The 23318-nt window shown below is 49.9% G+C and carries 16 protein-coding genes; 14 read left to right on the plus strand and 2 right to left on the minus strand.

Translation table 11 applies throughout. The features are described from left to right. Nucleotides 1–50 precede the first annotated feature (50 nt). The 10 genes from FHW36_RS15645 (at nucleotide 51) to FHW36_RS15690 (ending at nucleotide 17114) form a co-directional block, all read left to right on the plus strand. The gene (locus FHW36_RS15645) at nucleotides 51–746 is read left to right on the plus strand and encodes an HAD family hydrolase (protein WP_145670503.1); all 696 of its coding nucleotides are present in this window, start codon (nucleotides 51–53) and stop codon (nucleotides 744–746) included. Further along, on the plus strand, nucleotides 743–1366 hold the full coding sequence (locus FHW36_RS15650) for a chloramphenicol acetyltransferase (protein WP_145670504.1): 624 nt from the start codon (nucleotides 743–745) through the stop codon (nucleotides 1364–1366). Before FHW36_RS15645 ends, FHW36_RS15650 begins: the two co-directional genes overlap by 4 nt. Before the next feature lie 156 nt (nucleotides 1367–1522). After that, entirely contained in the window at nucleotides 1523–2116 is a 594-nt protein-coding gene (locus FHW36_RS15655; protein ID WP_186452473.1) for an RNA polymerase sigma factor, read from the plus strand. A gap of 90 nt (nucleotides 2117–2206) precedes the next feature. Further along, nucleotides 2207–3394: a FecR family protein gene (locus tag FHW36_RS15660; protein ID WP_145670506.1), complete on the plus strand. Its 1188-nt coding sequence runs from the start codon at nucleotides 2207–2209 to the stop codon at nucleotides 3392–3394. Between the two features lie 169 nt (nucleotides 3395–3563). After that, nucleotides 3564–6899: a SusC/RagA family TonB-linked outer membrane protein gene (locus FHW36_RS15665; RefSeq protein WP_186452474.1), complete on the plus strand. Its 3336-nt coding sequence runs from the start codon at nucleotides 3564–3566 to the stop codon at nucleotides 6897–6899. Between the two features lie 11 nt (nucleotides 6900–6910). After that, nucleotides 6911–8299 carry a RagB/SusD family nutrient uptake outer membrane protein gene (locus FHW36_RS15670; RefSeq protein WP_145670508.1) on the plus strand — a complete coding sequence of 463 codons (1389 nt, stop codon included), beginning with the start codon at nucleotides 6911–6913 and terminating at the stop codon, nucleotides 8297–8299. Nucleotides 8300–8319: 20 nt separating this feature from the next. After that, entirely contained in the window at nucleotides 8320–10473 is a 2154-nt protein-coding gene (locus tag FHW36_RS15675) for a T9SS type A sorting domain-containing protein (RefSeq protein ID WP_145670509.1), read from the plus strand. A gap of 3 nt (nucleotides 10474–10476) precedes the next feature. Then, nucleotides 10477–13980 (plus strand): DOMON domain-containing protein, encoded by a 3504-nt coding sequence (locus FHW36_RS15680; RefSeq protein WP_145670510.1) that lies wholly within the window; start codon nucleotides 10477–10479, stop codon nucleotides 13978–13980. A gap of 231 nt (nucleotides 13981–14211) precedes the next feature. Further along, on the plus strand, nucleotides 14212–14772 hold the full coding sequence (locus FHW36_RS15685) for a lipocalin family protein (RefSeq protein WP_145670511.1): 561 nt from the start codon (nucleotides 14212–14214) through the stop codon (nucleotides 14770–14772). Between the two features lie 362 nt (nucleotides 14773–15134). Beyond that, nucleotides 15135–17114 (plus strand): FAD-dependent oxidoreductase, encoded by a 1980-nt coding sequence (locus tag FHW36_RS15690; RefSeq protein WP_145670512.1) that lies wholly within the window; start codon nucleotides 15135–15137, stop codon nucleotides 17112–17114. 81 nt (nucleotides 17115–17195) lie between these two features. On the opposite strand, the gene FHW36_RS30960 is transcribed toward FHW36_RS15690, so the two are convergent. Next, a complete protein-coding gene (locus FHW36_RS30960) occupies nucleotides 17196–17330 on the minus strand; it encodes a hypothetical protein (RefSeq protein ID WP_262713396.1) in 135 nt (44 codons plus the stop codon). Between the two features lie 10 nt (nucleotides 17331–17340). Then, nucleotides 17341–20490 carry a lantibiotic dehydratase gene (locus tag FHW36_RS15695; RefSeq protein WP_145670513.1) on the minus strand — a complete coding sequence of 1050 codons (3150 nt, stop codon included), beginning with the start codon at nucleotides 20488–20490 and terminating at the stop codon, nucleotides 17341–17343. A gap of 241 nt (nucleotides 20491–20731) precedes the next feature. Here FHW36_RS15695 and FHW36_RS30555 point away from each other — a divergent pair, with 241 nt between their 5' ends. From FHW36_RS30555 to FHW36_RS15710, 4 genes are all read left to right on the plus strand, one after another. Further along, nucleotides 20732–20887 (plus strand): hypothetical protein, encoded by a 156-nt coding sequence (locus FHW36_RS30555; protein WP_168767358.1) that lies wholly within the window; start codon nucleotides 20732–20734, stop codon nucleotides 20885–20887. A gap of 64 nt (nucleotides 20888–20951) precedes the next feature. Further along, complete coding sequence (locus tag FHW36_RS15700; protein ID WP_145670514.1) at nucleotides 20952–21134, plus strand: hypothetical protein; 183 nt, start codon at nucleotides 20952–20954, stop codon at nucleotides 21132–21134. A gap of 192 nt (nucleotides 21135–21326) precedes the next feature. Then, complete coding sequence (locus FHW36_RS15705; protein WP_186452475.1) at nucleotides 21327–22541, plus strand: lanthionine synthetase C family protein; 1215 nt, start codon at nucleotides 21327–21329, stop codon at nucleotides 22539–22541. Nucleotides 22542–22667: 126 nt separating this feature from the next. Then, nucleotides 22668–23282: a response regulator gene (locus FHW36_RS15710; protein ID WP_145670516.1), complete on the plus strand. Its 615-nt coding sequence runs from the start codon at nucleotides 22668–22670 to the stop codon at nucleotides 23280–23282. Nucleotides 23283–23318 lie beyond the last annotated feature (36 nt).

Consider the following 23318-nt stretch of genomic DNA (forward strand, 5'->3'; position numbering starts at 1 on the left):
TTCAGCGCCGGGTTTTATTTTTGCACCCGGTAAAACACAAAAATAATACAATGGTAGATCATATTAAAGTCATCGCATTTGATGCCGATGATACCCTTTGGGTAAACGAACCTTATTTCCAGGAAGTAGAACAACAATTTTGCAGCCTGCTGGAAGATTACCTGCCCCGGCATACCGTATCGCAGGAGCTGTTTAAAACAGAAATGGCTAACCTGCCCCTGTATGGCTATGGGATTAAAGCATTTATGCTTTGCATGATAGAAACGGTGCTGCGGGTAACAGAAAATACCGCTTCTCCTGCCATCCTGCACAAGGTGATTGAATATGGACAGCAAATGTTAAACAAACCCATTGAAATGCTGGATGGGGTGGAAGACGTGCTGAAAGCGCTCTCCGGTAAATACCGGCTGGTAGTGGCTACCAAAGGGGACCTGCTGGACCAGGAGCGTAAATTAAAAAAATCAGGGCTGGCGCATTATTTCCATCATATCGAAATTATGAGCGACAAAAAAGAAAGCGACTTCCAGAAATTACTGAAGCATCTTGACTGCTCCCCCGAAAACTTTGTGATGATTGGTAATTCCCTCAAGTCGGATATATTGCCGGTACTGGCGCTTGGTGGCTATGCCGTGCATATTCCTTATCATACTACCTGGCAGCATGAGCATGTAGACGTCACCATTGAAGACCCGCATTTTTATCAATTTAACAGTATGGCCGACATACTACCGCATTTAATATCATGAAACAATTACTGCCACTCGATACCTGGGTAAGAAAAGATCATTTTGAATTTTTCAGTCGCTTTGAAGAACCCTTTTTCGGGGTTTGCACGGAGATCGATTGTACCAGGGCTTATGAACAGGCCAAAGCGGGTGGACATTCGTTCTTCCTGTGGTATCTGCACCGTTCCCTGGCGGCCGCCAATGCAGTAGCCCCTTTCCGTTACCGTATCAGCGAGGGGCAGGTATGGGTATACGACCAGGTACATGCATCGCCTACTATCAACAGGCCCGATGGTACCTTTGGTTTTGCCTATATAGATTATCACGCTGATTTTCCCACATTTGCAACTGCTGGTCAGCAGGAAACCGATCGGGTGAGAAACAGTACAGGACTGGTACCGGCCATATCGGGAGAAAATGTGATTCATTATTCATCCTTACCCTGGATCAACTTTACCGCTGTTTCCCATGCCCGCAGTTTTTCTTTTAAAGACAGTTGCCCGAAGATCAGCTTTGGGAAAATGACGGACGTACATGGGCGGAAACGTATGCCGGTATCCGTGCACGTACACCATGCCCTGATGGATGGTTATCATGTAGGCCAATACCTGGAGCTTTTCCAGGAAAAGATGAATGAATAGATTTTCACGCAACGCAGCAAAGGAGCCAAGACGCAAAGCGCTTTGCCGCGTTACGTCTTTGTGTGAAACCACGCCGCCCATAGAGTAGTTTTGTAAATTAACGCGGGTTGTATTATTTTCATGCATCACTACGTGTATGAATAACTGATACCGACCTTGATCCACGAAAATGAACAGGAATTATTGCTCTCTGTTGCCAGCGGAGATGAGCGGAGCTTCCAGGTTCTTGTCACAAAATACTGGCCGCAGGTGTATGGTACGGCCCTGCGCCTGACCCGCTCTCCCGAGCAGGCAAAGGACCTGTCGCAAGATATCTTCATTAAGCTATGGAATAGCCGGGAGCGGCTTCCCGGGGTAGCCAATCCGGCTACTTTCATCTACGTATGCGCCCGTCACCTCATTATGGACCATCTGCGGAAGAAAGTGCTGCATACCGATAATATTGACCTGCTGGCCGATTGCCTGACAGCCTCCCAGGCAGGTAATGCCCAGTCTTCCCTGGAATATAAGGAGCTGGAGCAGTCGCTGACAAAGGCTATTGAACTACTTCCTGAAAAGTTGAGAGAAGTATTTGTACTACATCGCTTCAGCGGGCTAAGCCATGCCCAGATATCCCGTAAACTGAATATATCCGTGGTCAGCTCGCAAACTTATGTAGTGAGGGCGCTGCGGAGCATCCGGGAGTACCTGAGCCATCATTCGGAGCGTGTGTTGATACTGCTGCTGGTGTTTTCCAACTTTTTTTCATGAAATTTTATTTTTACTGTCTTACCCCTGATCTGTTTTCCGTCCTTATCATAGGAACGGGTATTGCTGATATGATTAAACCTACATCCGTATATGACCTTTGAAGCATTATTTCAAAAATATATGAGTGGTACACTCAATGTAGAAGAGCTCCGGCAGTTTCGCATGATGGCGCGGCAACCGGAGAACAAGGCATTGCTGGACCAGCTGCTTCAACAGGCGTTTACCGATCCGGCATATATAGAAAATGCCGATTACAATGCGGAAGAGATGGCCGCCGACATCATGATGCAGGCTCGCATGCAGGATGCCGCCATGAACGTGGTACACAAGGTATACACGCCGCTGATTTCCCGTTCCTGGTTTAAATATGCCGCTGCTGCCGCTATCTTTTTGGTGCTGCTGGGTATTAGCTGGAAATGGCATACGCACCACTACCGGGCAAATAAAATGATGGCGAGACTGGAGCTGCCCGCAGGTAAAGCGGCTCATCCTATCCTGATCCTGGGCGATGGCTCGCGTATTTCGCTCGACAGTGCCGGCAACGGAACGATCGCTCAACAGGGCGCCGCGCAGGTGGTGAAGCTGGCCAATGGCCAACTGGCCTACCGTTCGTTGGACGCTAAAGCAGGGGAGTTAATATTTAATACCATGCAAACGCCCAATGGTTCCCAGTATCAGCTCACTTTGCCGGATGGCTCCCGGGTGTGGCTCAACGCGGCTTCTGCTATCCGCTACCCGGCTACATTTGCGGATAGTAACAGGAGAGTGGAGGTAACGGGAGAAGCCTATTTCGATATTGCCGCCGATGCCAGGAAGCCCTTTATCGTGGCTGCCAAAGGCATGGATATACAGGTATTGGGTACCGCTTTTAACGTGAAGGCCTATACGGAAGAGGAGGCCATTACAACCACCCTGGTACAGGGGGCTGTAAAAGTGAATAATCAGATGGTATTACACCCGGGTGAGCAGGCGGTGCTGCAACACCGTACGGGGCAACTGCTGGTGAACAAACCCAATATGGAAGAAACACTGGGTTGGAAAAATGGAGAGTTTTATTTCCGGGAAACCAATATCCGCAGCATTATGCAGGAAGTAGCCCGTTGGTATGATGTAGAGGTGAAATATGAAGGAGACTTGACCAACGTAACGCTGTCCGGTATTGTAGCCCGTACAGCCGGCATTACGCAGTTGTTGAAAGCACTGGAGCTAACCAAAATCGTACATTTTAAGATACAGGGAAGAACTATTACCGTGATGCCTTACCAGGCAGCCAATTAACTCATCTTTTTAAATGAATATGTCATGACCTGATTGCTGCACGGATACAATACGTATGCCTGCCGGAACCAGTTGCTGAGGGCCCTCGGCACGGAACAGCATGTGCTGTACGTAAGTATACACTTCCACGTTTTATGATTGCTAACGTTTAAATCCACGAATGAAAAATATGAAGTTCCTTGCCTCGGGCTTACTCTCTGTCACCAAAAGAGGGCCTGCCAAATTACTATGGATACTGCTGATAGTAGCACTGCTGCCGGTTTGCGCTGCCGCCCAAAATGTAACCGTATCGGTGAAAAATGTACCGCTTGAAAAAGTATTTGCGGTGCTGAAACAACAAACCGGTTATTCCTTCATCTGGCGCGGACAAACCACACCGGCCATGAATAAGGTATCACTGGAATGCACCAACGAACCCTTTACCCGGGTGCTGGGCACGCTGCTGGACCGCCTTTCGCTACAATATGAAATAACAGATAAAATTGTTGTGGTTACCAGAAAGGAAACGCCGGCTACCACCGGGAAAGAGCAGCCGCCGATGACCATCACCGGACAAATCAGCGATGAAAAAGGAGGCACGTTGCCAGGTGTTACGATCCGGGTAAAGGGAACTGCTTCCGGCGCTACTACCGATGCGCAGGGGCGGTTCTCCATCAATGTTCCCGGGGAAAACAGTGTGCTCATATGTTCCTATGTAGGCTTTGAGCAGAGAGAAGTGACGGTAGCCGGTCAGCAAACATTACATATCACCCTGAAATTGCAAAGCGCGTCCCTCAACGACCTGGTGGTAGTAGGATATGGTACCCAGCAGAAAAAGAACGTTACCTCGTCCATCTCCTCTGTAAAAGGCAGTGAGCTGACAGGGATAGCAGTAACCAGCCTGGATGGCGCCCTGCAGGGTAAAGCCGCGGGTATACAGGTAGTACAGAACTCCGGCGCACCAGGTGACGAAACGTATATCCGTATCCGTGGTAACGGCTCGCTGTTTGGCGAAAACAGGCCCCTGTACGTAATCGACGGCGTACCTATGAGCAACCTGCCCGCTGCTCAATACGGCATCTCCGGCGACGGACAGCGGATTGCTACCACCAATAATATTAATCCCAACGACATACAATCGGTTGAAATCCTGAAAGACGCTGCCGCCGCAGCGATCTATGGTTCCCGGGGCGCCAACGGCGTGATCCTCATCACCACCAAAAGAGGCGCAGAAGGGAAGTCAAGATTTAATTTCAGCATGTATACCGGCGTTGCTGATATCCCAAAACGGCTGCCCGTGTTGAACGGCGAACAATTTGTAACACTGTTTAAAGAATCAAGGGCCAACGCCGGAATGCCCGACGATCCGGCTATTGTAAACACCGGCCGCAATACCAACTGGCAGGATGCCATCTTCAGATCAGCGCCGGTATCTAACTATAACCTGTCCATCTCCGGCGGTTCCGGAAAAACTTCCCACTATGTTTCACTGGGCTACCTCGATCAAACCGGTACCATTGTAGGATTGCAGCATTTTAAACGCTATAACGGGCGGGTGAACTTCGACTTTGCCGCTACCGATAAATTAAAAATAGGAGTCAACCTCACCGGGGTACGTTCTATCAACAACCGTATGGATAACAGCTTTTCCGGTCAATCTGTGCTGGCGCTGGCGCTGATAGAAAATCCAAATGATCCTATTTACAATCCCAATGGTACTTATTATACGGACCCCGGCCGCCACTGGACTAACCCGGTAATGATCGCCAATAACCTGCGTTTCCAGTCGATCGTAAACAGCTATATCGGCAACGTATTTGGCGAGTACAGCATTTTGCCCGGCCTGAAGTTCAAAACCAGCTTCGGTTTTGATAACCAGCAGGTGACCGACGACCGGTACCAGTCCAAGCTGGTTAACAATGGCTCGGCCGCCAGCGGCTTTGTATCCGTGTTTACACAGTTTTTATGGGTCAATGAAAACACCCTCTCGTATACGCCTGTCCTGAAAGGCCGGCATAAATTAACCGCCCTGCTCGGGCAGAGTGCACAGGAAGCCAGCGTACGGCGTATAGGCATTTCCGGTAATACCAACTCCACCGATATTATACAAGCTGTAACAGGGTTTACGTCCCTTTCGTCGCCGATAGACTATCGCTCACAATGGGGACTGGTATCCTATTTCGGCAGGATCAGCTATAGCTACGACGACCGCTACCTGTTGGAAGGCGTAGCCCGTACTGATGGATCTTCGCGTTTTGGCGCCAACAAGAAATACGGTTTCTTTCCTTCCATCTCAGCTGGCTGGCGCATCATCAATGAAAATTTCATGAAGCAGCAACGTTTTTTCAATGACCTGAAGATCCGTGCCAGCATTGGCGTTACGGGGAATAACGAAGGGCTTGGCTCGGATTTTCCTTCCCTGGCCACTTATTCGACCGGGTATAACTATGGCACCGAAGCGGGAATTGCCGCTACTTCCCTGTCGAATGCAGACCTTAGCTGGGAAGCCACCACCGCTACCAACCTGGGACTGGATGTATCTTTCCTGGACAGCCGTATTAACGTCACTATAGATGCTTACCGCAAGCTCACCAACCGCCTGATCTTTAAACTGGACCTGCCCTATACCTCCGGCTTCGCCCGCACTAACGGCGCCAATATAGGCCAGCTGCTCAATAAAGGACTGGAGATTTCGGTGAATACCGACAACATCCGGAGCGCTTTTACCTGGAGCACCAACTTCAACCTGTATTTCAACCGCAATAAAATCACCAGTTTGCCTGAAACCGTGGCGGGAGACCCCTCCAGCTCTGATTTCACAGAAAGCCTGCCAGGGTCATTTTATACCAGTCAGCCTACCAGCATTTTTCGTGTAGGCGAGCCAGTTGGATCCTTTTTTGGCTACCGCAATAAAGGAGTTGATCCGGCAACCGGCAACATGATCTATGATGATATTAATAAAGACGGGAAAATAACAGCGGCCGACCGGGTGATCCTGGGTACCGCGCAACCGGATTTTACCGGTGGCCTTACCAATACCTTTGGTTACAAAGGAGTAGACCTGAGCTTTTTCCTGTACTGGTCGTACGGCAATAAAGTATACAACCAAACCCGCAGCATGCTGGAAAGGATGAGCAGTTACAACAACGGTGACGCCAAAACGCTGAACCGGTGGACGCCGCAGAACACCATTACCGACGTGCCACGTGCGGTATTCAACGATCCTACGGTGCCGGGTAGCTTAACCAACGGAGAAGTGTCGCAACGCTTTGTAGAAGATGGTTCGTTTATCAGGATGAAGAATATTACGCTGGGTTATACCATCCCATCTGCTACCTTAAAGAAAGTACGCATCAGCAGTGCCCGGGTATATGTCAGTGCGCAAAACCTGTTTCTCATTACCAACTATTCAGGTTTAGATCCTGAGTCGCAGAACCAGTCGGTGAAAAACTCGCAGCTGGGTATTGACTGGGCCGTACAGCCACAGGCCCGTACTTTCCTGGTAGGATTAAATGTGAACTTTTAAAAGCAGCCGTTATGAAAAATTTACGACTAATATATATCCTTCTTCTTTTTGCGTCTTGTACCAAAGTGCTGGACCAGGTTCCGGAGTACACGATTGCAGATGAGAACTTCTGGCAAACCGGCAATGATGCCGAATCAGCTGCTGTGGGTATTTACCCGGCTATACAGAGTATTGCGGCACAATTTCCGCTCGCATTTGATGCCGGCTCCGATGCCACTACCGCTTTGCTGATCAACTACAGTCCTTTTTCTACCCATGGTATCCCGGTAGATAACCTGATCGTGGCCGCCTACTGGCAGAATAACTATACGGGTATTGGTCGCGCCAACGATTTGCTGAAACATGTGCCTCCCATGAAAGATAGCTTGTTTGCTCCCGGCCGTAAAGAACAGTTGTTAGGAGAAGCACATTTTCTGCGGGCCTACTTTTACTTCAACCTGGTAAAAGCCTATGGGGCGGTGCCTTTGGTGCTGGAGCCTTATACTTCCTTTAATGCTGATTTTACCGTTCCCCGTACGTCGGTGGACAGTATTTTCAAACAGATTATTGCCGACCTGAAAATTGCGGAGGCGAGCCTGCCGCCTACTTTCGCCGCTGCAGTTACTACTCGCGGCCGCGCCAGCCAGGGTGGGGCCAAAGCCTTGCTGGCGAAGGCATACCTGAGCATAAAGGATTATAACGCTGCTGCGTCTAAGGCACAGGAGGTGATGAACAGCCCGGTGTATAGCCTGGTATCCGGTAGCGCGGCGTATAGCGGCATGTTTTCTACCAGCGGTAAAAACAGTACGGAAGCGATTTTTGAGATCCAGTATGTCAGTGCTTCTGCACAGAGCAATGGCTTGTACAGCTATTATATTCCTGCCAACGGGATTCCCGCAGGACTTCAAACCGGCGGCTACCAGATTGCGCCTACCACAAAGATTATTAACGCATATGAAAATGGTGATATCCGCAAGGCCGCGGCGTTGGGCTTCAACAACGCTACGCCGGCTTTGCCTTACGTCAATAAATATACCCGCTTAACCAATGGTACAGAGCCTGATATTATTGCGCTCCGTTTGGCAGATATCATATTGGTGAGGGCAGAAGCCCTGAACAACCTGGGGCAAACGGCCGATGCGGCAGCAGCCTTGAATATCATTCGCCGCCGTGCCTTTGGGTTACCAACCGATCAACCGTCTGCCCACGACTATCCACAGGCGGGAGAAACAGACCTGGCGCTGGCCATCGAAAACGAGCGGTTTAAAGAGCTGGCCTTTGAAGGACACCGGTTTTATGACCTGGTACGCACCGGCAGGGCAGCAGCCGTGCTGGGTATCACCGCCGATCAAACCCTATGGCCCATCCCGCTGCGGGAAATTGGCCGTAACCCCCGGCTGGTGCAGAATAATGGTTATTAATCCCTAAAAAAATAATAAAGATGAAAAACATTATTACTACTATCCTGTTGCTGTCCGCTAACCTTGTATACGGACAGTACACTACCACCTGGGTAGGCAACAATTTTTCTGATGTAGCCAATCACGTAGGTAATTGTGCCCGCTCTATGTGGGTGTCGCCGGAAGGGGTGGTATATACCGCCTCCATGTGGGATGAAAAGGGCCGTAATATTGGTATTTATCAGCAGGGCGCTACCCTGGGATCTATGGGCGGTAACAAGGAGTCGCAGGGCAGTGCTATCGGCGGCAACGCTACCTATATCTTCACCGCGCAGCAGGCGCCTAATGCCGGGAAGGTGGGCCGCTATAACCGGGCTACCAAAACCCGTGACCTGCTGTTTGCCGCCAGCACAGGCACTGGCGATGCCATACAGGGCATTGCTGTTTCCGGTGGGCGGGTATTTGTGAGCGACTCCAGCGGTAGCCGCGTGGAAGTATTTACCACGGCGGGTGTAAAGATCCGGGAATGGGCGGTTACGCATCCCGGGGCTATTGCGGTAGACAGCGCCGGCGCCGTGTGGGTGGTATTGCTGGGCACGGGCACGGTACAACGTTTTGATTCCACCGGCGTGGCAGGACCCGTTTTAAATGTAGGCGCTACCGCACGCCCTTCTGCCCTGTATGCAGATAGCGCCCGCGGGCAGCTGCTCGTAGGTGATCAGGGACCCGATATGAATATCAAGATATATGCAGACCTAACGGGAACGCCTGTATTAACAGGCACCTTTGGCGTAACCGGCGGCTACCTCGATGAAACGTCGGGTACCCGCGGAGCAACCGGTGATAAGCGTTTTACACGGGTAGTGGGGATAGGTCGCGATACGGCGGGGAACTTATATGTCCTGAATAATCCCTGGGGAGGTACCTGGGACTTAGGGAGAAATGGCGCTACGGATATTCACTGCTACAATACTGCCGGTACGTTGCAATGGACCTTGCAGGCCCTGAATTTTGAAGGGAATGCTGCCGCCGATGCAGGAACAGATGGACAGTTATTGTATAGCGGCAATCTTATTTATTCCTATACCGGTACCGACGGAGGCGCCTATGTTGCTAACACCGTAGATCCTTACCGCTATCCGCAGGATGCGCGTATACAAATGAGTGATCATAGCCGGGGCGAACACTTTGGCCACCTGGCCAATGTAGGCGGACACCGTATCCTGGTAGCCAATAACCAGAATGCAGATATCTTTTACACCTACTACTTTAACCCGGCTACCGATGGGTACATCGCGATCCCGGGAGATACCATCAGCAAAGTAAGAAATGGTTTTTGCCTGGACTCCCTGGGAGATATCTGGATTTCGCAGGATAAAACCAATGCCATCCAGCATTACCCTTTAACCGGTTTTGCCAGCAATGGAAAGCCTATATGGGGCCCGGTTATTTCTACGCCTACACCGACCTCTATTGCCCGGTTAAACCGCCTGGAATATATACCAGCCAGCGATGTAATGGTGCTGGCCGGCGGTAATACCGACTGGACGCTGATTGGCAACCGGATAGAAGTGTACCGGGGATGGGTGGCCGGAAATCGTACGCCCGATACCGTTATTACCCTGAGCAGGGCCCAGGCCAAGTCTATGTCGGCCGCCGGCAATTACCTCTTTGTCGGCTATTATGCGATCCCTGACATTGATGTATTTGACCTGAGAACAGCGGCACTGGTATTAACTATGAATAGCAGCAACCCGGCGGTATATGTGGGCAACGATGTGGATTCGCAATACGGCATCAAAGCGTACCATCGTTCCAACGGCGAATATTATATTACGAAAGACGATTACAATGCCAACAAGGTAGTGCTTTACCGTTGGACACCGGCTCCGGATTCAGCAGCAGCACCAGCTGCCGCACTGACGCATATGCAGGTGGTAAATGAAAATGGCTTGTCCGTATATCCGAACCCGGTAGTGAGTACGCTGCATATCGATTTACCATCAACAAAAGCGAAGAATTGTGTGATCCGCGTGTACGACATCTCCGGAAAACTCATTAAAAATAACCTGGTAAAAACAAACGAAGCCGTAAACATAGATGTAAGCAACCTGCCATCGAGTGCTTACATCCTGGTGATCACAGATGCCGCTACCGGTAACGCGATAGGCCGGCGAAAGTTTATAAAGCAATAACAGATGAGATATATATGGATGATTGCACTGGCACTGATCAGTGTGGTAAACAGCATGGCCCAGATGAAAGCACCGGAAGAATGGGTAAACTACGAATCGGTGATGGGTGTCAAAAACCGTCAACGACATTATGATTACAACGTGATGTTGACACGCGCGGCTATTCCCTCCAACGTACTGTGGCCGGGAGAACAGCCATCGTATACAATACAGGTGGTGAATGAATTGAATGAACCGTTGGTAGCCGATGGGAAGATAGAATTGATCAGCTATGCTACGAAGGGACGTCCGGGTGATATATGGCTGCCGGAAATGGAGCGGCATGCAGTTATAAACAGCACGCCGGTAAAGGTAAAGATAGACGCCAGGGGATATGTGAACCTGGAACATGCGCCGCAAATCCCTGATCGTTTCGGTGGATATGCGCTGGTGCTGGACCTGGGAAAGTATGGCCGCCGATTTATCACCAGCCTGGTACGTACGTTTAAAGCCAATCCACAGCGGATCCAGTATCCTAAGCAGTCGCTCGATGATATGGGCGCAGATTTCCTCCAGCGGGTAGGCGTACAGGCCATCCGCATGGGGGTAGATTATACGCCTGCTACCGCCGGCGACTATACGGAAAAGATGGCGGCGCTGGACCGTAAGCTGGAAGAATATAAAGAGAGAAATATCACCGTATTGCTGATGTTTGGCGCGGGAACTGCCCCACTGCCCCTGGGGAGGCCCCGTTCTTTCCTGGATTCAGCGGGTGTCATGAAAAAAACAAAACAGGACTTTGTATGGGCGCCATCGTCCGACCACGATTTCCAGGAGTTTGTACACCGGTTATGCGTGAAGTATGGATGGCCCAAAGGCCCGGTCACCGCGGTATCGTTATGGAACGAACCATGGGAGGGCGCTTCTATTTCCGGCTGGCAGTCGGATATTCCACGTTATCGCGAGATATATACAGTGATGGCCCAGGCAGTACTGGATGCCCGTAAAAAAGGAGCAGATGTACTGGTAGGTGGGGGCGACTCTAATTCCAATGCCTGGGACAAACTGTTTGCAGATGGGAAAATGACCTTTCTGCCCATTTTCGATTTTTGTTCTATACACTACCAGGGTATCGAATCGCCTGCTATTTATCCCGATTGGGTCAACAGAAAATCCCCGCATGGTCGCGTTAAAATATGGGATACAGAAAGCTGGGTGGGTAATACCGACGATCGTATAGGCCTCACCGTGGCCACCTGCCGTTCGGCCGGGTACGACCGGTCCATGGGCATTTACGCCGGGTATATGTATACCGGTGGTCGCGGTAGCGAACGATTCACCCAACAGATACACACACCGGAGGGCATGAAAGAAATGACCCGTATTCCGGATACCTGGTCTCAGGCAGCAGCGCTGGGAGCCGTACAACACCTGGTAGGAGAGCGTGATTTTAAACAATTACTTTTCACCAAAGGGCTGCCCTGGGTGATGGTATTTGACGGGGCGCCGAAACAGCCAGACGACGGTACCGTAGTGATATGTGGCGACATAGGCGAGGCCTTTGGCCCTGAACATGTACTCTTTCGCGGCGTACGCGGACTATCCAGTAAGGGCGCATATGAACCGTTGCAGGGCGGTAGCATGACACTGCCCGCTGCAGGGGTGCAGCTATACGATTTCTATGGTAACACCATCGCACCGGTAGCCGGGAAGCTGGTGGTACCGCTGAACAGCCAGGGATATTTCCTGCGCACCAACGGCCGCAAAGGTTCTTTTGCCCGCCTGTTGCAAACCCTGAAAACGGCCCGTATAGAAGGTTATGAGCCGGTAGAAATTATTGCGCAGGATATGACCGCCCGCATCGAACAGCAGCCTGTTATGCCGCTGCAACTAACCAATATCCTTAACCGGCCGGTGACAGGCAAGCTCCAGGTAACACTGGGAGGACTGTCCCTTCGTATACCCGATACCCTGCACCTGGCCCCGCACGAAACCCGTATCATCCCGGTGAAAATCACCGGCGGCACAGCGGCAGTAAATAATACCTACCCGCTGAGCGTACGTTTTGATGCCGGCGCCGATGGCATCGCCTCACACCAGGAAGATATGCATGTGAACGTGATATCACGGTTAGGGATACACGTAGATGGCAGACTGGATGACTGGAAAACGGCCTTGCCGCAAACCGTGAGCAGTAGCGGGGCGGCGACCGTCAGCGTAACGGAAGCCGCCTGGTACCCGTTCAAGAATTTTGATACCAATGCGAATGGCTATACTAACGGCTACTTCGCCTATGACGACCAGTACTTTTACTTTGCCTCCAAAGTGGCCGACAGTACCCCGCATCCGGGAACTTACCGCTTTGAGCATCGCCCCGACGATGAGTTCTTTTATCCCGATACCGCGTATATCATGGATATGCAACGCGCGCTGATCAGTAAAACAGGCAGCGTACCTGCTGATACGCTGAGCGGCCTGCAACTGCCCAATGGTAATGGCTATACGATGCAGTACCTGGAGAGCGCCGATAATACCAACGCCTTCGGCGTCGACTTGCAATTACCGGAAGATAAGCTTACGCAGGTAGGCCTTTATCTCCCTAACCTCCGGGTACCGGGGATGATGGTGGAAGTATATAAGGGCAACCAGCGTGTGCACCAGCGCTACATCAAAGATTTGTGGAACGGCACCTGGGAGCTGTTGCCCCTTTCCGGCAAAGTACGCATCGTATTGCGCAGCAGGGACTGGTGGTACAGCGTGAAGCTGGGCGCCGTGGTGTTTGACGATGCTGTCGCTACCGATACGGCCAGGGAAGATTTTGATACCCGGGGCCATTGGAAAGGCGTATATGGTAAGCGTGGCTATTACCTCGTAGGGCACCCCCCGGTATTGCCCGCCGATGTGACGCTTTCTGTGCCGCATGAAGAGCTGAAATACCCGCTCGCCTGGCCTGCTGGTGTGCGGCATTATACCTATCGTAAAAACCCGGTAACACCCGATAACTCCGGTTTAGGCTATTCGTTCGACAACGTGTTACTGGCCTTTAATGTAATCCCCGATGGGAAAGATGGTATGCTGGCTAATCCACCGGGAACGATGCCGCGGTATACCGGTTATAAGTGTACCGATTACGAATATGCCCTGAATCCCGTGGCGCCGGAATATGGCGGCGGCGCAGAAATATGGCGGCTGTTGACGCCGGGCCTAAACCGCAAGCATTTCTTCCCCCGTCAGCCTAAATCCGAAGGGGAAGGACCCGTAAAGAACGGACAGCTGGTCATACGCCGGGAAGGAAACACCGTAATCACCGAATGTGCTATTCCCTGGGCCGAATTGCCGGATGTAAAGAATGCGCTGGACAAGGGACAGAAAATTAAGTTATCGTTCCGGGTAAATGATAACGGTGCGCCCGGTAGTTGTATGGAGCTGGCAAAAGAGCGGAGCGTATCCAAGCTGAATGCGAGGGCCTTTCATCCTGACTGGAAAACCCATTGGGCCAACGAAGTAGCGTTTGGAATAGAAAAATAAAGGATCATTCAAGAAGGCGTATGACTGGGTTGGCCCCACCGGCTGCCCGTCATACGCTATTTTTTGTGGCTACCCGGTAGCATTTAATGTAGCAATGGCATAGCTTGCTCTTCCATCCTTCCACTAACTGTAGCAAAAAGGCAACAGTACGCTTACCGCAACCCCGCGGGTGACGAGCGCGTCATAAAGGCAACATATTTGTGGTAGCTCTCCCGATATAAAATTATGGTTATGAAGAAGGATAAAAAATTGCTGGCCATTGCCGCTACAGCGGGCGTATCTGCGGCCGCCGCCATTTTATTGTATAATGCGTTTAAAGTTTCTATTCCCAAGGGGGCACAGCCTATCTATCCTTTTGATGTACGGAAATACCTGGGCACCTGGTATGAGATAGCCCGGCTCGATTACAAATTTGAGCGCCATCTGACCAATGTAACCGCCACTTATGCCATGAACGGCGGCAGTGATATCAAAGTAAGTAATAAAGGATTCAACCCGGGTAAACAAGCATGGAAGGAGAGCACCGGCAAAGCAAAATTTATAGGTCCACCGGAACTGGCCCGCCTCAAAGTATCTTTCTTTGGGCCCTTCTATGCAGGTTACAATGTGATAGATGTGGATGAACATTACAAACATGCGCTCGTGGTAGGCAACAACCTGCATCATATCTGGATATTATCCCGCCATACCAGCATTCCTGCCAACATCAAACAACGATTCCTGGAAAAAGCGGCATCACTGGGCTACGATACCAAGGCATTTATCTGGACAAAGCACGACTTGAATGCCTGAATGGGCGGAGTAAAAAATAAATTATGAAATACTAAATAAATTAGTATTTTTGTAGCGAAAGCAAATTGAATAATGTAAGGAAGTCCTGGATGCCCTGCTGTAGAGGTAGACAGGGCTTCTTTATTTTATTAAGGTGCTAATTTAATTAGTAAGTGTATCCCGGGCAGCGGGAGATATGTCCGCCATCCGGGGGCACAAAATGTAACGTACAATCGTTTGTTCCCTGTATGATATCTTTCCCATGCATTTTCTTTTTTAAGCAATGCGCTGTATATTGATGAGGAATATATGCTGCTATTCTGTAAGTTCCACGTTACAGCCTTCGCAGTTTTGTCTGTATCAATTATCATTTTTTACGAGTTATGTTATTGAAAAAAGTCATGCTGCCCGCATGTGTACTGTTACTGGCAGGCCACTCCCTTTTTGCCGTTACCCCCAGGGAGGTAGATGTTTGTATTTACGGTGGCACCTCCGCCGGCGTTATTGCAGCCTATACCGCAAAGCAACTCCATAAAACGGTGCTGTTGATTTCACCGGATAAACACCTGGGTGGGCTTACCACCGGTGGGTTAGGGTATACTGATATCGGTAATAAATCTGCCATCACAGGCATTTCCCGCGATTTCTACCGCCGAATTGGCCAGCATTATGGTAAGCTGGAACAATGGATTTTTGAACCCCATGTAGCCGCCGATATTTTCCAGCAATATATTAATGCGGCTAAAGTGAATGTGCTGTATGAATATCAGCTCGGCAGTGTCCGCAAGAAAAATGGATATATTACGGACATCACCGTGAAAGGTCGCACTTCGGAAGTGGTGAAAGCCAAAATGTTTATCGACTGTTCCTACGAAGGCGATTTAATGGCGAAAGCCGGCGTAGCCTACACGGTAGGTAGGGAAGCCAACAGCCTGTATCATGAAACGTATAATGGTGTGCAAATGATGCATGAACACCAGTTTCCTGATGGCGTGGATCCCTACAAAATTCCCGGCAAACCCGAAAGCGGGCTATTGTGGGGCATTAGTCCAGCTACTCTCGATGCTCCCGGCACCGGCGATAAAAAAGTGCAGGCTTACAATTACAGGATTTGCCTGACTAATCAACCCAATAACCAAATACCAATCACCAAACCGGAAGACTATGATCCGTCCCGGTATGAGCTGTTGCTGCGACTACTCCCCAAATTAAATGCACCCACGCTGAATACCATTATGATCATCAGTTCTATGCCAGGCGGCAAAACCGATATTAATAACAAGGGCGCTTTTTCTACCGACATGATAGGGATGAACTATGATTACCCGGAGGCAGATTATGCCGGGCGGCAACGTATTATAAAAGCACATGAAAACTATACGAAAGGACTGCTGTACTTTATTGGCCATGATGAACGTATGCCTGAACAGCTGCGCAAAGAAATGCTTACCTGGAGCTATCCAAAGGATGAATACGCCGATAATGGGCATTGGTCGCCGCAAATGTATGTAAGAGAAGTGCGCCGTATGGTAGGTGCTTACGTGATGACCCAGGCCAATTGCGAAGGGCATGAAAAGATCAATGACGGCATAGGCATGGCCGCTTATACCATGGATTCGCACAACTGCCAGCGTATCGTGGTAAACGGGATGGTGAAAAATGAAGGGGATGTACAAAAGGGTGGATTTGGACCTTACCCGGTTTCCTACCGCGCTATCATTCCGAAAGCCAGCGATTGTAAAAACCTGCTGGTACCGGTGTGTTTATCTGCGTCTCATATTGCTTACGGGTCTATTCGCATGGAGCCGGTATTTATGGTACTGGGACAGTCGGCTGCTACCGCCGCTGCCGTGGCCATCGATGGCCACGCCTCAGTACAGGAGGTAGATGTAACGGCAGTACAACGAATGCTGAAAGAAAATCCGCTGGCCAACAATAGTAAACCGGAGATCCTGGTAGACAACGATGATGAAGCCCATGTTGTGAAAAGCGGTTCCTGGAACCGGGTGACCTGGGGCGGCTATGGTCCTTCTTTTTTAGAGGATACGTCTAAGGGCGCGACGGACAAATTTATGCGCTTTTTACCGGAAGTGCCCGCGCAGGGCCGTTACAAGGTATATGCATATATTCCCAGGGTGCCCAATCATGCTACTGTTACCTGGGTAAAGATCAACAACGGGCAGCAGGAAACCAGGATACCTGTTAAATCGGAGTCGGTGAAAGTAGAAGGGCAGACTTCCGGAGAATGGGTGGATTTGGGAGCGCATACCCTGAGTGCAGGTAAAAATACTTATGTAGAAATCAGCAACCGGGAATCTGATGGGGTAGTAGTAGCAGATGCTATTTTATTTATTCCGGAATAAACGCAAGCATATGCGATAATAATACCGGGTAGCGGCATTGTTTGTAGGAGTAAACAATGCCATTGCCCGGTATTTTTTTTGTCAGCAATCGAAGGTGTAATGCGTGGTAGTAGTAAAGACAGTAGTGGTAGGAATTTTCTGTCCTTGCGCATTACCATTTAATTTGGCCACCTTTACGGCGCCCAGGGTCATTTTTTTTGCTTGTTGCTTTTTCATACTCAAATTTTTATTTAGTGATTAATAGAGGCTTTGTTGCTTGTTGCTTTTGTGCGATCGCGAGCCGGGATTCATAATACCGGTGCAGGAAATGATAGAGCACCAGTTCATGTTTACGCTGGTTGGACAACAGTATGCGGTTAAGGAACATGTGTAAGTAACTCGACAGCAGGTCATCATTTCCCTTGATGCCGGTTTCCTGCAGCAGCTGTTTTATTTTTCCGGATCGGGTGTCGAAGAAAGCGATAGCGGTGGAGATGTCGTTATCGTTGTCTTGTGCAGAATCGAGAAAGCTGCTGACAGGGCGCATTTCCGCACGGTATTTATCGTTGAGCTGCAATAGCAACGGCTTCCCTCCGCCAAATTCTTCAAAGAAACCTAACTGCAATTTTTTTAGCAGTGCTACTTTGTGCGGAAGACGATAACCAAAATCGTCCAGCAGGCTATCCATCCCACGCAGTGCAAGTTTCCAGCGATATGCTTCTCCTTCTTCTTCTTCCAGCAGATCGATAATGCCTGTTACACATTCACTGTCGTAATGGAAAATATCTTCGCTGAACGTCATGGTATGGATGCCATATCGTTCAATTTCCCGTTCATAAGTATCTGTCTGCATGCGATACAGTTGCCCGTTCCCGATATAAGGTGCAAGGTGTTCATGTAGTTTTTCCATCACTGTTTTCCAGAACCCTTTGTCGGTGGTGTGATGGAACCTGACCCGCAGGTGATGATCCGGATCGGTGTAGCGGATGAAGAACCACTTGTCGATGAGCTTTTCTTCCTGCATGGATAGTGCAAGAGGGCGTATCACTGATTTCAGGAGGGATTCGGCGTTCCGGGTACCGGTGTACAATTTTACATACAGCCATTCGCTGCCGGTGGCAAATTTCCTGGTGGGTAAAGTACCGGAAGTTGATGCCGGGTAAATATTGGTATCTTTTTTATTTTTTTCGGAAGAGATATTCTTTAGCGGGATGATCAACTCGTTGGTATGTTTCCCGTCAGTTCCCGTTATCCAGCAGTTGTCGGGTGTATGGAGGTATTCCTGCAGGGTGACTTGTTCTTTTTTGAGCAGTTGTGTTACCAACAGGTGCACGGATACTTCGTTGTGGAGATCTGCAGGCAGTTCATTGTCGCCTTCCTTGATGACCACATACCGAGGAAGCTCCAGTTGTGCGCTGATTTCCCGGAAGAGGGTCATATAATCCCCTGCTGCTGCGCCGGCGAGTGCGGCGTAGTTTTTTTTATGCAGCACCCAGGTGCTTTTACTGAGAATAATATTGCCGTATTGTACGCGGGGAAGGAAAGAGATATCGCCGGGAATCTGCCAGCGCCACATAATGCCGGTGTGATAGTCCTGTTGTTGCAGGTCGCACAGGAATTTGTATACAGGGAGCCCCTGGTGGTAGTTGTGTGCGGTGCTAAGCCGGGGAACGACGATCTTGTCCAGTTTTTTAGATCGCAGCACGACTTTGTTATTTTGTACGCTTACCATCAGGTCGGAGAGTAGTAATTGACAATCATCCGGTGTAGCGCTGTTGGCCAGGTACACGATTTCATATTTCCTGAGTCGGGGACGCATCAATATATTGCCGGTTCTGGATTCGGGGAGGTGCACCACTTCCGCGTAGATTTTTTCCGGGTCGGCGGCTTCTTCCTCCTGCAGGCATGCCTGCACTTTCGCCAGTAATTTCTCGTCGCCGTGACAAAATCTGCCGAGCAGGTTGGCAGCGGAGGGACCGGAGCAGCCGCTCATATCAAACAGGTAGTGCCCATGATCGATGTCGGCCGCGCTGCTGGCCAATATACTACCCATCAGGTACATACTGTGTGGCAGAATGGGATTGGTATCCGTATCTTTTAGCGTATCCAGTTGTTCCCGGGTAAGGGTAATGGTTTGTTTACGTTGTTGCAGGCAGGTCAGCAGCTGTTGCAGCTGGAAGTCCTGCATTTTGGTGTGGGGTTGGTTATTCGCCGGTGCTTGTTTTATAATATGCACATCGTCTACCAGTGGTGTATGATCGGATCCGCTGCCGGAGTAGGAGCCATACCCGATGCCAGCTTCGGTGTCGAGCGCCAGGCTGAGCGGAATTTCCTGTTCTTCATAGCGCTGACGGAATGCCTGGCAGAACTGTTGCAGGTCGGTATTTTGTTGTTGAGTGGCCAGTTTCCATAGTTGTCCCATTTGAGCAGAGAGTTCATTTACGACGGTGTGGCTCAATTGATTGCTGTTGGTGGCCAGAAACAGGTCTGTTTGTACCAGGTCTTTATTGTTGGTATCGGGTAATAGTGATTTAACGAGTGCATGGGCAGCCGTATATTTCTCAACGCCGGTGTGCTGCGTCTGTAGTATTTTTTGCAGTTGAGACAAGGGCCTGGTCCATGTTTCTGCTTCCGGGAGCGTAGCGAGGCGGTTTACCAGTTGCACAAAAAATTCCTCTCCGGTAACCGTCGGTTCCAGTTCGCTCACCAGTAGCTGATGTTCGAGTAGTTCAGCTGTAAATTCGGCGGCTTCTTCAGCAGTGATATCTGCGCTGGTGATGCTGTCACGTATTTCGCCCAACCGGGCGCCGGTAGTGGCGGTAGCCAGCATTTGGTCGAGGTAGGGACTTTTATTGACGGCAGTAAGAAAGTAAGTGCGGATTTTATTTTTGATGCTGTATGCGGCGTAGCGGTAATGTGCGCCGGTGGCATATAGTGAGTTGTTGGGATAATAGCGCAGTTGTTCCCGGATAGCAGGGGTGGCGGTGATGGTAGCGGCCAGTTCTGCTACGTAGTTCATATCCAGGCGGCAATGTTTTTTATGCGCGGTTTTTTCCTGCAGTTGAATGCTGGTATGATCGGTGGTTTCACCGGTAGCACAGCCGGCAAAGAGGCCGTAGGGTGTACAGCGGGTGCTCATCCTGAGCAGGTAGCGATAAAGTGTGAGGGCCAGTTTATATTGGTCTTTTTCACTGATGCCGGTGTCGTGTTGCCACTTTTGCCATTCCTGGTACAGCTCCGGGGAAGCAATGTAAATAGCTTCCTGCAGGCAGGGGTCCAGGAAAATATCTTTGATCACAGTAGAAAGTGTGGCATTAGTGATATGGCTTAATTGCTGGATAGTATTAACAGGTAAGAGTGGCGATCTTACCACATAGAAATTTTCAGCTCTGATCATGGCGCAAGGTCAACATTAGGTGTTGAAGGTACCGATTCCGTCTATGGCAGACCATCACGTAAAACAGGTAAATTTTAATAGGAGTATTTAAAAATCACGTTTTTCCGTGAGCTGCCGTCTCTAAGTTTCTCCCTACTTTTATAGCAAATCCTGTAAGCCCGTGTTGGTCACCCTATTTAATTAAACCTGTAAACCTGCCCGCTTTATTGTCTTTTATTTTTCACCACATAAATTTTGCATGATGAGAAAAACACCAATTAAGAAACTTACGTTGGGTAAGTTGAAAGTAGCCAAATTAAGTCTCCGCGAATCTGCTGATGTAAAAGCGCCTACTTATACTGGTTGCAGTTTATTTGCGAAATGTCCTCCTCCTATTTCAAAGGATACTTGTTTCTAAGTAAACAACCGGGAGTAATGCCGTTTTTCTTCAACAATTAACTGTACTGCTTAAAAATCAGTTTATGAAAAAAGTCACCGCGAAAAAACTTAACCTGGGTAAAATAAAAGTTGCTGCGTTGTCATCGCAGCCAAATGCGCCGCAAATGGCTGCTACCGGCGTGCTTTGCGTCATTTCTTTCCGGGTATGCACAGATAACATGAGCCAGGGAGCTCCTATCTGCAGCGTGGATTCCTGCCGTTTTTAACGGTCGCTTTTTATACCCCGGCAGGGCATAGGTGTGCCGCCTGCCGGGTATATTTTCCGGCGTGGATACGTAGAGGTTATTACCCGGCGTATGCGCCCGGATTTATACTTACCAACTGAACTGTATGGCAAAACATGTACGCGCAAGCAATACATGTTTTGCCATTATATATTTAATAACGGAATCAATTATATGGATCAAAGAGAAGCAGCCGTATTGCTGCTGCGAAGGATTTGCGGAGAACTGGACCAGTTTATCGCCACCGATACGCATGCGGGACTGCTGGGCGGCTATACCGGCGCAGCATTATTTTATGCATATTATTTTCAGCTTACCGGCGAGGAGCAACACCTGGATAAAGCAGCGGCCGTAGTGGAAAAATGCTTGTTGGCTTTATCGGATACACCCATGGATGGTTCCCATTGCAGCGGGATGGCGGGTATCGCCTGGTGCCTGCAGCACCTGGGCACCCTGGGATTGCTGGATACGGCCGACGCTGCCGATGCTTTTACAGAAATTGATGCAGGCGTGGCAGATTTTATGGCTGCCGAACTGGCGGCAGGACGGAATGATTTTCTGCACCAGGGCCTGGGGGGCGCATTGTATTTCCTGGAACGCTGGCCGGCAACGGAGGCAGCGGCGCCATTGGAGGAACTGATACGGCACCTGGAAGATACGGCGCTGACACTGACAGGGGGCATTGCCTGGAAGGACAATTTTTCCAGCACCAGCGAAGCAAATAAAGGCCAGGATCTTTTTAACCTGGGATTGGCGCATGGGGTACCGGCTATCATATCGGTGCTGGCCCGCTGCTATGAAAAGAACATTGCCCGCCACCGGGTACTCCCATTGTTGAACGGCAGTATATCCTGGTTGCTGCAAACCAGGAACCTGGCCAGCCCGGTAGGACAGTCGCAGTTTCCCACGCTGATAAATGCGGCCGGCGACGTAGTAGGCGCGGCACACAGCCGCCTGGGCTGGTGCTACGGCGACCTGGGCATAGCAGCCACGCTGTTGGGAGCAGGGCATCGGTTACAACGGGGCGACTACCAGCACGAGGCCTTGCTGGTATTCCGCCAGGTGGCCCGCGAACGCAATGTAAAGAACGGGGCGGTGCATGATGCATGCATGTGTCATGGCAGCGCGGGGATTGCACATATCCTGCAACAGGCAGGCTTGTATTACGGAGATGAGCAGCTGCTATCGGCTTCGCAATACTGGTGGAAAACAACCCTGGAAATGAATACCTGGGCCGATGGTCCGGCAGGTTTCAAGTTTTATCATCATCCCGACTTTATAAGTAGTCATAATATGCTGGAAGGTATTGCCGGTATTGGCTTATCGCTGATCAGTTTTGCCGATACCACTATTAAGCCTGCCTGGCAGGAAAGCCTGTTGATATTTTAAACTTGTCGTGAGAAGGAATCCCTGATTTTTTTTATTATCTTACAATACTATAGTAAATGAGCTATTCACTTGTTTACCCAGCTCAGAATGCCACAGCACATACACGTTACAACAAATTGAAGAACCATGATCCGTATATATTTTGTTGATGATCATCCATTGATCCTTGAGGGCTTGAGATCCTTGCTTGGCAGGGAAACCGATATACAATTAGCAGGCGAAACCCGGACTGGCACATCCTGCCTCCGCTTCCTGGATCAGCACCCCGCCGATGTAGTATTACTGGACACTTCCCTGCCGGATATCAGCGGAGCCGAACTTTGTGCCAGCATAAAAAAAAGATACCCCGCCGTAGCCGTATTGGGATTGAGCTATCATAAAAATGACCGGAGTATAGCCGGATTACTCGACAGCGGCGCCAGCGGATGCCTGATGAAAAATGCCGATAGAGAAGAATTACTTAAAGCCATTCATGATGTATACTCAGGGAATATGTATTTGTCGGCCGAACTGAAACAGGCGCTGAAAGACGAGTGCGCCCATCATCTGCACATTACCAAAAGAGAAAAAGAGGTATTGCGGCTCATCGCCAGCGGACATACCAATCATGAAATAGCAGAGCAATTATTTATCAGCTCCGATACGGTAGACAGCCACCGCCGTAACCTGTTGGGGAAGTTTAATGCACGTAATACAGCCATGCTGATTAAATGTGCCGTAGATAACAAGGTGTTATTATAAGCCGGAAGCGGTCAACTCCGGTATACGCCGGAGTTG

The sequence above is a fragment of the Chitinophaga polysaccharea genome (assembly GCF_007829335.1).
Taxonomy (GTDB): Bacteria; Bacteroidota; Bacteroidia; order Chitinophagales; family Chitinophagaceae; genus Chitinophaga; species Chitinophaga polysaccharea_B.